This window comes from Pseudoxanthomonas sp. UTMC 1351 (assembly GCF_040948865.1).
GTDB lineage: Bacteria > Pseudomonadota > Gammaproteobacteria > Xanthomonadales > Xanthomonadaceae > Pseudoxanthomonas_A.
In genome coordinates this window covers 197,404-210,535 of sequence record NZ_JAVGJT010000011.1, presented here as the reverse complement: position 1 = coordinate 210,535, position 13,132 = coordinate 197,404, and the positions used below count along the sequence as shown (strand labels likewise).

Annotated in this window: 6 protein-coding genes; 5 read left to right on the top strand and 1 reads right to left on the bottom strand. The window is 62.5% G+C overall.

The window, feature by feature from the left end:
• Nucleotides 1–159: 159 nt before the first annotated feature.
• The 3 genes from gyrA (at nucleotide 160) to pbpC (ending at nucleotide 10,489) form a co-directional block, all read left to right on the top strand.
• Nucleotides 160–2,829: a DNA gyrase subunit A gene (gene gyrA, locus AB6O04_RS09720; RefSeq protein ID WP_368563661.1), complete on the top strand. Its 2,670-nt coding sequence runs from the start codon at nucleotides 160–162 to the stop codon at nucleotides 2,827–2,829.
• Between the two features lie 248 nt (nucleotides 2,830–3,077).
• The gene (locus tag AB6O04_RS09715) at nucleotides 3,078–8,000 is read left to right on the top strand and encodes an alpha-2-macroglobulin (RefSeq protein ID WP_368563698.1); all 4,923 of its coding nucleotides are present in this window, start codon (nucleotides 3,078–3,080) and stop codon (nucleotides 7,998–8,000) included.
• Between the two features lie 107 nt (nucleotides 8,001–8,107).
• Entirely contained in the window at nucleotides 8,108–10,489 is a 2,382-nt protein-coding gene (gene pbpC / locus AB6O04_RS09710; protein ID WP_368563697.1) for a penicillin-binding protein 1C, read from the top strand.
• A gap of 248 nt (nucleotides 10,490–10,737) precedes the next feature.
• On the opposite strand, the gene AB6O04_RS09705 is transcribed toward pbpC, so the two are convergent.
• Nucleotides 10,738–11,217, bottom strand: a complete 480-nt coding sequence (locus tag AB6O04_RS09705) for a peroxiredoxin (protein WP_368563660.1) — start codon at nucleotides 11,215–11,217, stop codon at nucleotides 10,738–10,740.
• A gap of 147 nt (nucleotides 11,218–11,364) precedes the next feature.
• Between AB6O04_RS09705 and AB6O04_RS09700 the strand changes: the two genes are divergently transcribed.
• Nucleotides 11,365–11,802: an Hsp20/alpha crystallin family protein gene (locus AB6O04_RS09700; RefSeq protein WP_368563659.1), complete on the top strand. Its 438-nt coding sequence runs from the start codon at nucleotides 11,365–11,367 to the stop codon at nucleotides 11,800–11,802.
• 307 nt (nucleotides 11,803–12,109) lie between these two features.
• Nucleotides 12,110–13,006, top strand: coding sequence for a DnaJ C-terminal domain-containing protein (locus AB6O04_RS09695; RefSeq protein ID WP_368563657.1), 897 nt, complete (start codon nucleotides 12,110–12,112; stop codon nucleotides 13,004–13,006).
• Nucleotides 13,007–13,132: the final 126 nt, after the last annotated feature.

Sequence of the window (13,132 nt, the reverse complement as noted above, 5' to 3'; positions counted from 1 at the left end):
ACAGCGGTAAGTGCTTGTTTCTGGAAGCTCTCAGGGGCCTTTTTGGTGCCTGTCTGTGGTATCATTCCGAGGTTGAAAATCCCACCGAATTCCGGCCCGCCGACAGTATCTCGGCAGCCCGGCTTTTGGCCGAAGAACTGACAGAGCAACGGAAACCGAATGGCAGATCTCGCCAAGGAAATCATCCCCGTCAACCTCGAAGACGAGATGCGCCGGAGCTATCTCGATTACGCCATGAGCGTGATCGTGGGCCGCGCACTCCCGGATGTCCGCGATGGCCTCAAGCCCGTGCATCGCCGTGTCCTGTTCGCCATGCATGAGCTTGGCGCCCACAGCAACAAGCCTTACTACAAGTCGGCCCGTATCGTCGGTGACGTGATCGGTAAGTACCACCCGCACGGCGACCAGTCGGTATACGACACGCTGGTGCGCATGGCGCAGCCGTTCTCGCTGCGCTACCTGCTGGTCGATGGCCAAGGCAACTTCGGTTCGGTGGACGGCGACAGCGCCGCCGCCATGCGTTACACCGAAGCGCGCATGGCGCGCCTGACGCACGAACTGATGGCCGACATCGACAAGGAAACCGTCGATTTCCAGCCCAACTACGATGAGAAGGAACAGGAACCCACGGTCATGCCGACCCGGTTCCCGAACCTGCTGGTCAACGGCTCGGCCGGTATCGCGGTGGGCATGGCCACCAATATCCCGCCGCACAATCTGTCGGAAGTCATTGACGGCTTGATCGCGCTGATCGAAGACCCGTCGATCGATATTGATGCGCTGATGGAATACATCCCCGGCCCGGATTTCCCCACTGCCGGCATCATCAACGGCACCGCCGGCATCGTGGCCGGCTACCGCACCGGCCGCGGCCGCGTGCGTATGCGCGCCAAAGCCGACATCGAGGTCAATGACGATAATGGCCGCGAGTCGATCATCGTCACCGAGATTCCATACCAGGTGAACAAGGCGCGGCTGATCGAGAAGATCGCCGAGCTGGTGAAAGAAAAGAAGCTGGAAGGCATCAGCGAACTGCGCGACGAGTCCGACAAGGACGGCATGCGCATCTACATCGAGGTCAAGCGCGGCGAATCCGCCGAAGTGATCTTGAACAATCTGTATCAGCAAACGCCGATGGAGTCGGTGTTCGGCATCAACATGGTCGCGCTGGTCGACGGCCGTCCGCAGCTGCTCAACCTGAAGCAGATGCTGGAAGCCTTTGTGCGCCACCGCCGCGAAGTCGTCACCCGCCGCACCATCTTCGAACTGCGCAAGGCCCGCGCCCGCGCCCACATCCTGGAAGGTTTGACCGTCGCGTTGGCCAACATCGACGAAATGATCGAACTGATCAAGACGTCGGCCAATCCGCAGGAAGCGCGCGAGCGCATGCTGGCCAAGACCTGGGCACCGGGTCTGGTGGGAACGCTGCTGGCCGCCGCCGGCGCGGAAGCTTCGCGTCCGGAAGACCTGCCCAAGGGCGTCGGTTTCCTCGACGGCATGTACCAGCTGACCGAGGCGCAGGCCACCCAGATCCTGGAAATGCGCCTGCACCGCCTGACCGGTCTGGAACAGGAAAAGCTGACCGAGGAATACAAGGAACTGCTGGACGCCATCGCCGGCCTGATCCGCATTCTGGAAAACCCGGATGTGCTGTTGCAGGTGATCCGCGATGAGCTGCTGAACGTCAAGGCCGAGTTCGGCGACGCTCGCCGCAGCGAGATTCGTCCCAGCGAAGAAGACCTGGACATCCTGGATCTGATCGCGCCGGAAGACGTGGTGGTGACGTTGTCGCATTCCGGTTACGCCAAGCGCCAGCCGGCCAGCGCGTATCGCGCGCAACGGCGAGGCGGCCGCGGCCGCAGCGCGGCGGCGACCAAGGAAGAGGATTTCATCGACCAGCTGTGGCTGGTCAACACGCACGACACGCTATTGACCTTTACCAGCAGCGGCAAGGTGTTCTGGTTGCCGGTGCACCAGTTACCAGAAGCCGGTTCTAACGCCCGCGGCCGCCCCATCATCAACTGGATTCCCCTGGAAGCCGGTGAGAAGGTGCAGGCCGTGCTGCCGGTGCGCGAGTACGAAGAAGGCCGCTATGTGTTCTTCGCCACGCAGAACGGCACGGTGAAGAAAACGCCGTTGACTGAGTTCGCGTTCAAGCTGGCGCGCGGCAAGATCGCCATCAATCTGGATGAGGGTGACGCATTGGTAGGTGTGGCGATGACCGATGGCGAACGCGACATCATGCTGTTCGCGTCCAACGGTCGCGCAGTGCGTTTCTCCGAATCGTCGGTGCGGCCGATGGGCCGTACCGCCACCGGCGTGCGCGGCATGCGTCTGGTGGATGGTAGTGATAGCGAAGCCGAGCACGAGGAGGGCGACGCCGGAGAAGAAGGCGCGGCGCCTGTGGTTCACGTGGAAGGCTCGGAAGTAGTCAGCCTGGTCGTGATCGATGGCGATGGCGACATCCTGACCGCCAGCGAGCGTGGCTATGGCAAGCGCACCTCGGTTGCCGAGTATCCCCGCAAGGGCCGCGGCACTCGCGGTGTCATCGCATTGAAGACCACCGTGCGCAACGGCAAGCTGGTGGGTGCTATCCAGTTGTCCGACCACCATGAAGTGCTGCTGATCTCCGACGGCGGCACCTTGGTGCGCACCAGCGCCGCGGGCATTTCCCAAGTAGGCCGCAACACTCAGGGCGTGACCCTGATCCGGCTGTCCGAAGGCGAGACGCTGCAAGCGGTGGAACGCCTGGACGCATCGCTGGAGGAAGATGAAGAGGGCGACGAAGCGCTGCCCGTAGCTCCCATCGAGCCGCAGCCTCAGGCCTGACGCACAGGCTGGAACAGCTAAAGAACCCCCGGACGGAAACCCGGGGGTTCTTAATTTTGGAGTGCGAATCTAGAATCTATCCTTGTGGGAGCGACGTAAGTCGCGACGTTGATGTTTCCGGTCGCGACTTACGTCGCTCCCACAAGGATAGATTCCTATCTCACTGACCCCAAACCCACCCATTCCGCGTTCTATACTGCCGATAGAACCGGAGCAGGGAAATGCACATGGGGTCGGCACCGCAAATGATGGCTTTCACCAATGCGCGCGGCTTACGAGCCAGCGCGTTTTTTCTTTTTGTCCTGGCGTTGCTGGTGCTTGCGGGGTGCAAGCGCAACGACACCGGCCAGCTGCCGGAAGTCAGCGGCGAACCGGTCCGCAGCGTGCGCGAAGAGGTCAAGGGCTTTGCGCTGATCGGCGCCTATCCTGATCAGCATGACGGGAACCTGGCGATCGCGCTGGAGTTCAGCCAGCCATTGGTCAGTTCGCAGGATTTCGATCGGCTGCTGGCCGTTACCGATGCGAATGGCGCCGTGGTGAAAGGCAGTTGGGTGCTGGACGATAAAGGCCGGATTCTGCGCTTTCCCTCCGTGGAAGCGGCCAAGGATTACAACGTCTTGGTGCGCGCGGATCTGCTGGCGGCCGAGGGTAGCCGGCTAGGCAAGGAACTGACGCAGAAAATCCACACCGGCGAACTGGAGCCCGCGGTCGGTTTCGCTTCACAGGGCAGTGTACTGCCCGCACGCGAAAGCCGCGGCCTGCCGGTGGTGTCGATCAACGTGAAGGAAGTGGACGTCGAATTCTTGCGCGTCACCGAAAAATCCTTGCCACGGTTCTTCTCCGAGTATCAACGCGGGGGACGCCGCGGCAGTTGGGACCTGGACAGCGAATATGGCGATAACACGCCGTTGTCGGAACTGGCCGAGCCGGTGTACGTCAATCGCTTTGTACTCGGCGGTAAACCAAACGAACGTCTGCTGACGTATCTGCCAGTGCAGGAGGTACCGGAGCTGCAGGAGCCGGGTCTGTACTTCGCCGTGATGAAGCGCACCGGCAAGTTCTCCGGCGATTTCGAAACCGCTTTCTTCACCGTCAGCGATATTGGCCTGCATACCCGTGCGTACAAGGACAAGTTGTTTGTGCATACCGCTTCGCTGCAAAGCGGCGAATCGATCGGTGGCGTGGAACTGCGCATCCTGGACGCCAAAGGGGAGCCGTTCCTGACCGGCAAGACCGATAGCAACGGCAACGCGATGCTCAACTACGCGCTGGATGCCAGCCACGTGTTGGTCGCCAAGCACAGCAAGGACGTAACGCTGTTGCCGTTCAACCAGCCCGCGCTGGATCTTTCTGAGTTTGCGGTCGCGGGGCGCGGCCAGGCATGGTTCGATGTGTTTGCCTGGTCCGGACGCGATCTCTATCGCCCGGGCGAAACGGTGCGTATCTCGGCGTTGTTGCGCGATAACGATGGCAAGCCGATCAAGCCACAACCCATCTTCCTGCGCCTGAAGCAGCCGGACGGCAAGACATTCCGCGAAACCCGCATCGAGCCCGGCAGCCAAGGTTACTTCGCGTTCGAACAGGTCATCCCGCAGGAAGCGCCCACCGGCCGTTGGCAGGTGGAATTCCGCACCGATCCGGCCAGCAAGGACGCGGTGCAGGGCATGACCCTGCGCATCGAAGAATTCCTGCCCGAGCGGATGAAGCTGGATCTGGAAACGCCGCAAAAGGTGCTGAAGCCGGGCGAGCCATTCAAGCTGGAAGCGGTGGCGGCTTATCTCTACGGCGCTCCGGCGTCCGGCAATCGCTTCACCGCCAAGCTCGCGGTTGAAGTGGAACAGCACCCGCTGGAGCAACTGCCTGGTTACTTCTTTGGCGATCCGACGCTGACGCTGCCGAAGGAAGCCAAGGACATCATCGATGCCAGCTTCAACGAGAAAGGCCGCTACAGCGAGGACATCGCGCTGCCGGCTGAAGCCAAACCCGTCAGCACGATTGCGGCCGTGGTTTCCGGCAGCGTCTACGAAACTGGCGGGCGCACCGTCAACCGCACGCTCAAGCGCGTCTTGTGGCCGGCCGATGCACTGGTCGGCGTGCGCCCGCTGTTCGACGACAAGGACGGCGCGGATGCCAACAGCAACGCTGGTTTCGAACTGGTACGCGTGGATGCCGATGGGAAGCCGCAACCAGGCAAGGGCATCAAGGTCACGCTGGTGCGCGAGCATCGCGACTATCACTGGAACCACAGCGACGACGGTTGGGATTACGACTTCACCCGGCGCTTCGAGAATCTGGAAATCAAAACCCTCGACGTGGGTGCCACGGCTGCCAAGTTCGACTACCCGGTGGAGTGGGGCGAGTACCGGCTGGATGTGTTCGATCCGGCCACCGGGCTTACCACGCGTTATCCCTTCCACGCCGGTTGGAGCTGGGACGACCAAAATCGCGGACTCGACGCACGCCCCGACAAGGTCAAGCTGTCGCTGGACAAGACGGCCTACAAGGCTGGCGATACGTTGAAAGTGACGGTGACGCCGCCACATGCGGGGCGCGGCCTGTTGATGGTCGAAAGCGATCGCATGCTGTACGTGCAGGACATCGAGGTGAAAGGCGGCGAAGGCAAGCCGGGCAGCACATTCTCTATCCCGGTCACCAAAGACTGGGAGCGCCACGACATCTATGTCACCGCACTGGTATTCCGCGGCGGCTCGGTGCCCAGCAAGATCACGCCGGCACGCGCGGTGGGTGTGGCGTATGTACCGATGGACCGCAAAGCGCGACGCGTGGCGGTAGGCTTGTCGGTTCCTCAACAGATGCGGCCTGAGCAGAATCTGCCGGTGATGGTCAGCGTGCCGGAACTCGCAGGCAAGGAAGCCCACGTCACGGTTTCGGCCGTCGACGTGGGCATTCTCAACATCACCCGTTTTCCTGTGCCGGACGCCAATACGCATTTCTTCGCACAGCGGCGATTGGGCGTGGATGCTTATGACATCTACGGTCGCGTCATTGAGAGCTTCGAAGGTGGCAGTGCGAAGATTCGCTTCGGCGGCGATATGGCGCTCAGCGCGTTGCCGCAGGCCAAGCGGCCGACATCGCGGGTGCAGACGGTGGATCTGTTCTCCGGTGCGGTCAAGCTGGATGGCAAAGGCAACGCGCGTATCCCGCTGAAGGTGCCTGATTTCAATGGCACCTTGCGGGTTTCGGCGGTGGTTTATTCGGATCAGCGCTACGGCAATCGCGATCGCGAGACGCTGGTGCGCGCGCCTATCGTCGCCGAAGCCAGCATGCCGCGCGTGCTGGCGCCGGGCGACAAGAGCATGGTGACGCTGGACGTACAGAACTTCAGCGGCAAGCCTGGCGAATTCAAAGTGCGGGTGGACGGCGAAGGCCCGTTGTCGATCGCCGATGCCGCACGTACCGCCAAGCTGGCGGCGGACGAAAAGACCACGCTCAGCTTCCCGATCACCGCAGGCGAGGGCTATACCACCGCCAAGGTGCGAGTGCGCGTCGACGGTGGCGGATTCAAGGTGGACCGTCGTTACGACCTGCCGGTGCGCGCGGCATGGCCAGCGGTATTGCGTGCCCAGACCCGGGTACTGGATAGTCTGTCGCCGATCGAACTGGGCGCTGGATTCGCCGATGGGTTGATGACCGGTTCGGTGAACGCGCGCATGACGGTCAGCGCCATGCCGCCGATCCCTTTCGCCAGCGCATTGAAGGGAACTCTGGAATACCCCTATGGCTGCGCCGAACAGACCACCAGCAAAGGCTACGCGGCGCTGGAACTGGACGAGGCGACGGCGAAGATGCTGGGCGTCACCGGACTGGATGCGAAACAACGGCGCGAGCGTATGGAAGGCGCATTCGGCCGGCTGGCCTCGATGCAGATATCCAGCGGCCACTTTTCGATGTGGGGCAATGACGACTACGTCAATCCGAGTTTGACGCCTTACGTCGCAGAGTTTCTGCTGGACGCGCGCGAAGGTGGATTTGCGGTGCCGGACGCCGTACTGCAGAAGGCACTGACGCGGCTCAGTGAAGATCTGCTGGCGGGCGGTGCACAGTTCTACGGCTATGATCGGCGCGAACACCTCAAGTTCGCCAACCAGGCTTATGCGGGTTACGTGCTGGCCCGCGTCAATCGTGCTCCGCTGGGCACGTTGCGCGCGCTCTATGACAACCAGCGCGGCAAGAGCCTGACCGGCCTGCCGCTGGTGCACCTGGGCATCGCATTGTCGCTGCAGGGCGATAAGCAACGTGGCGCCAAAGCGATTGCGGCTGGTTTCGCCAAGACGGGCGAACGTCCGGAGTATTTAGGCGATTACGGCACCCGTCTGCGCGACGACGCGCTGATGATTGCACTGGTGCACGAGCGAAAGCTGACCAAGCCGGAATACGATGCGCGCTCCGTGGCGCTGGGCCGCGAACTGGATGCTCGCCGCAACAGCGGATGGTTGTGGCTGAGCACGCAGGAGCAAGTAGCGCTGGCGCGGTTGGGCAAGGCGCTGATGGTCGACCAGAGCAAGCTTGTTTCCGGGCAGTGGAGCATTGGTGGCGACGGCGAAGCGATCGCTGCAACAAAGCTCTTCGGTCGCGATTTCGACTATGCGGCGCTATCGCAGGGTGTGCGTTTCGTGCCGGAAGGTACGCCGCCGCTGTTCGCCAGCATGGAAATCAGCGGCATACCGCGTGCGGCACCGGCACCGGATAACCGTCAAGTCGGAATAGAGCGCCGTTACTACACCACCGACGGCAAGGAGTGGAATGGCGGAACATTGAAGGAAGGCGAGGCGTTGATTGTCCGCGTGGGCATCACTCCCGACGTCAGCATGCCCGATGCGCTATTCACCGACCTGCTGCCGGCCGGGCTTGAGATCGAAAACTTCAATCTGGGGGACGCCAAGCAGTGGGCCGATGTGGTGGTGGACGGCATCGAGATCACCGACCGCTCCGGCGCTGCCGACGTCAAGCACGAGGAGTATCGCGATGATCGTTATGTGGCGGCGTTGAAGTTGAGCAAGGGCAGCACCGCCAAGGTGTTCTATCTCGTACGCGCGGTCACGCCGGGTACCTACACCGTGCCGCCGCCCTTGGTGGAAGATATGTACCGGCCGGAGATTCGCGGCGTGGGTAAGTCGACACCTGCGACGATTACGGTGGTGCAGCCGTGAGGAGAAAGCTTCCCTTCTCCCCCTGGGAGAAGGTGCCCGCAGGGCGGATGAGGGAGCGGACTTTCAGCGCGCATTAGACACACGTGGCACGGAACCTCCATTCCCTCATCCGTCGCTTCGCGACACCTTCTCCCGGAGGGAGAAGGGAAGCTTTGCAGCGCATCCAAACCTGGCTCCGCTGGAGCGCAGTCGCTGTACTGCTCACGCTGCTGGCGCTGGACTTCGCCTTTCCTCCACCCTTGCCCAAGGCGCGCGACACCAGCACGTTGGTAGTGGCGCGCGATGGCACGCCGCTGCGCGCATTCGCGGATCGGGATGGCGTGTGGCGTTATCCGGCTACGCCGGAGAACGTGTCGCCGCTCTACTTGCAGGCGCTGCTGAATTACGAAGACCGGTGGTTCTGGAAACACCCAGGCGTAAATCCGTGGGCGTTGCTGCGTGCCGGCGGACAATGGATCCGGCGTGGACGCATTGTCTCTGGTGGGTCGACGCTGACCATGCAGGTGGCGCGCATCCTCGACCGGCATTCGCGCACGCCATGGGGCAAGGCCAAGCAGCTGCTGCGGGCCTTGCAACTGGAAGCACACCTGTCCAAACGCGAAATCCTGACGCTGTATCTCGAACGCGCTCCATTTGGCGGCACCATCGAAGGCGTGGAAGCCGCCAGTTGGGCGTACTTGGGCAAGCCGGCATCGCAGCTGTCGCAGGCCGAGGCGGCGCTGTTGGCGGTGCTGCCACAGTCGCCCAGCCGTCTGCGTCCTGATCGTCATCCTGACGCGGCGCAGGTGGCTCGCGACAAGGTGTTGGAGCGGATGGCACGGCTCGGCGTATGGACCGAGCACGACGTGCGCGACGCCCGCATCGAACCGGTCGTGGCACGTTCGCTTCAGCCGCCGATGCAGGCGGCGTTGCTGGCGGAGCGATTGCGTCAGGCTCAACCACGAGCGGCACGGATCGAATCGACGCTCGATCCCCAGCTGCAGCGCACGCTGGAAGAGCGCGTTTCGGCCTATTTTTCAATGCTGCCGGAGCGTACGTCGGCCGCTTTGCTCGTTGTGGACAACACCAGCATGGAAGCACGCGCTTATGTCGGTTCGGCCGCGTTCGGCGACAAAGCCCGACTGGGCCATGTAGACATGGTGCGCGCGTGGCGCTCGCCGGGCTCCACTTTGAAACCGTTCCTCTATGGTCTGGCATTGGACGACGGGCTGATCCATTCGGAAAGCCTGCTAATTGACGCCCCGCAGTCATTTGGCGGCTATCGGCCGGGCAATTTCGATGCCGCATTCAACGGACCGATCGGCGCTGCTGAAGCGTTGCGCCTGTCGCTGAACGTTCCGGCCGTGGACTTGCTGGATCGGGTAGGACCCACGCGCTTCTCCGCGCGGTTGGCGAACAACGGCCTGGCGCTGAAATATCCACGCGGCTCCCAGCCGAATTTGTCGCTCATCCTGGGCGGCACCGGGGCACGCTTGGAAGACTTGGTGGGTGCGTTCGCGGCATTCAATCGCGATGGTCTTTCAGGGCGAGTGCGGTACACGGTTGCAGACCCTGCATTGGACCGGCGCTTGCTGTCGCCCGGCGCGGCCTGGATCGTGCGCGAGATGCTGGAAGCCAATCCGCGGCCTGGCTATGGCATGGGAACGTTCGACATTGGCAGCCGTCCGCGCGTGGCGTGGAAAACCGGCACCAGCTACGGTTTTCGCGATGCATGGGCCATTGGCGGCACCCGGCGCTACACCGTCGGCGTGTGGGTGGGTCGGCCCGATGGCACACCCTTGCCCGGTCAATACGGCGCCGTCACCGCATTGCCGTTGATGTTTGAAGTGATCGACAGCCTGCCGCGCACGCGCGGCGACGCAGTGCCGCGCCCGCCGCCGGCCAGCGTGGCGCAGACCGAGATCTGCTGGCCGTTGGGTGTGCCGCCGGAGCCAGAAGCGCCACGGCTATGCCAACGCCGGATGCAGGCCTGGACATTGGGCGGCGCGGTTCCGCCCACGTTCGCCGAACGCGATGCGCGGCTATGGAATGCCGGCCGCGAGCGTTTCCAGATGGACGCGAAAACCGGCCTACGTCTGTCCGCCGAATGCACTGAGACACATGAAACACAAACCGCCGAAATCGCGCGCTGGCCGGCTCTGGCTTCGCCCTGGTTGTCGCAGGAAGCTCGCCGCGCGTCGCGGCTGCCATCGCTTTCGCCAGACTGTATTGCTGACGGACGCGATGCGGTGGAGGAGCTTCGCATAGAAGGCTTGAACGATCAGGCGACCATTGCCCGTGCTCCGGGCAGCCTCCACGGCGCACGCCTGCAGCTGCGCGCGTTGGGCACCGACACCCGCGTCCAATGGTTACTGGACGGCAAGTGGATTGCCGAAACCCATGGCGCCCGCGCGTTCACACGCGACTTTGACGAAACCGGGGCGCATACGCTGACGGCTTTGGCCGATAGCGGTGCCTGGACGCGCATTCGGTTCAATGTATTGCGCTGATTACAAGCGGGCTCCGTAGTGCCTAGATCCTATTTTGGCTGTCAATCCATCATGGCGGCAGCCGATACAACATCCTTGTGGGAGCGACGTAAGTCGCGACCGGAAACCTCAACGTCGCGACTTGCGTCGCTCCCACAAGGAATTTACCTGTGCCTTTTATAGAGCCAAGCTTGCTTGGCTGCTCTTTCGTTTTATTCTAAAAACAGCGGAGCAAGCTCCGCTCTACGAGAGCCGAGAGCAAAGGCAAATCAGCCGATCTGCTCCAGCACGTGCTCGGCTGAGGAAACCTTGTACTCACCCGGCGCCTCGACGAACAGACTACGCACTACGCCATCTTCCACGTACATTGCGAAGCGCCTGGCGCGAATACCCATGCCGTAGGCGCTGGCGTCCATTTCCAGGCCCAATGCCCGCACCAGGTCTCCATTACCGTCGGCCAGCATCTGCAGCCCGTCGGGAATGTTCTGCGACTTGCCCCACGCCTGCATGACAAAGGGATCGTTGACCGAGACGCAGAACACTTCGATGCCGCGCTTGCGGAACTCGTCGAACTGCTCCACATAACTGGGCAGATGTTTTTCCGAACAGGTCGGCGTAAACGCGCCAGGCACGGCGAACATCACGGCATTGCGGCCTTCGAACAAGGCGCGGGTGTCCACGGTTTCGACGCCATCGCGGATGCGCTTGAGGATGACTTCGGGTACTTGATCGCCAGTCTGGATGGTCATGTGGGCATTCCTTTATTTGTCAGCTGAACGGAGTTTACCGCCACCAGGCGGCTGCGGCGTGACGGGCTTGAAATGCGGGGGGACAGACTTATTTTCCGGCTATCGGCGCCCGGATGGACCGGTACGCCCCCAAGTGGAGAACCTTATATGAGCAGTGTGCAGTACCACCCCTGGTCCAACGCGCGTGGATTGCAGGACGAGATCAAGCAGGTGTTCGACCGTTTTCTGGATGATGAAGGCGATCAGTCCAACGTCGTCACCAGTCAGTGGACCCCGCGCGTGGACATCCGCGAAGACGGCGACCGTTTCGTGATCCTGGCCGACATTCCCGGCGTGGATCCGAAGGACATTGAAATCCATATGGACAAAGGCATCCTGACGTTGCGCGGCGCGCGCCAGTCTGAGAAGGACGAGAACGGACGCTATTCGCGGGTGGAACGCGCACATGGCACGTTCTACCGCCGCTTCGCGCTGCCGGATAGCGCCAACCCGGATGGCATCACCGCAACTGGCAAGCACGGCGTATTGCAGATCGATATTCCCAAGAAGCCTGAAACCACGCCGCGGCGTATTCAAGTGCAGTAAGCGCTGTTCTTCTTCTTGTAGGAGCGGCGTCTCGCCGCGAGCTCTTCCCGTCAGATCGCGGCAGAAGCCAAAAGCTCGCGCCGGGACGGCGCTCCTACAGGATTCCTGGGTTTTTTCAGAGAGGCCCCGCGCGAGCTGAACTGCGTACCGGAGCGGCGGATACCGAGCTACATTCTGCCGCGTTGGTGGCGCATATAAACTGCGCGGATTGCCGACAAGCCCTAGAATCGCTCATGGCGTCCGCCCCGCGGCTTTTCTCGCGAAGGCTGCGGGCGGTCTTCCCGAAACCGATCAGCAGTGGAGTTTTATGCAATTCAAGGATTACTACGCAGTCCTGGGCGTCGAGCCCACCGCAGGCGACGCCGAGATCAAAACGGCGTACCGGCGGCTGGCGCGCAAGTACCATCCTGATGTCAGCAAGGAAACCGGCGCCGAAGAACAGTTCAAAGCCGTCAACGAAGCGTATGAAGCGCTGCGCGATCCGCAAAAACGCGCCGCTTACGATCAATTGCGCGCGCGCGGCTACCGTCCCGGCGAGGAATTCCGTCCGCCGCCCGACTTCGGCCAGGGCGGATACGGCGGCCAAGGGTTCGATTTCGAAGAAGTCTTCGGCAGCGCCGGCCCCGGCAACAACGGTGGATTCAGCGATTTCTTTGAAGGACTGTTCGGCCGGCGCGCGCGCGCCGATGGTGCGCAGGCGCGCGGACCGCAAGCACCCCGTGATTCGCACGCCAAGCTGGCGGTGCCGTTGCAGACGATTTACGACGGCGACAGCGTGCGCGTGAACGTCAATGGCAAGCAGTTGGATATCAAGGTGCCGAAGGGCATCAAGCCCGGGCAAGTGATCCGGCTGGCGGGGCAGGGCACCAGCGGCGGCAGTCTGCTGCTGGAGATCGAATATGCGGCGCACCCGCAGTTCGAGGTGGACGGACGCAACATCATCTTCGTGCTGCCGGTGACGCCATGGCAGGCCGCAATGGGAGCGACCCTGAGCGTACCCACCTTGGGGGGACCGGTGGACGTGAAGATTCCCGCGGATTCGGATTCCGGTCGCAAGCTGCGGCTGCGCGGCCGAGGATTGCCAGGCACGCCGCCGGGCGATCAGATCATCGAACTGGAAGTCACCGCGCCCCGGGCGAGCAGCGAAGATCAACGCCAGGCGTATCGCGATCTGGCCCAGGCATTCGGCGAAAAGGCTTCCTAAATTTCGGCGAAGATCGAATACCCGAGCTTCCGTAGGAGCGCCGTCTCGGCGCGAGCTTTTCTCGCTTCTATCGCGACTGACAGGAAGAGCTCGCGCCGAGACGGCGCTCCTACGGTAGGGCACGCA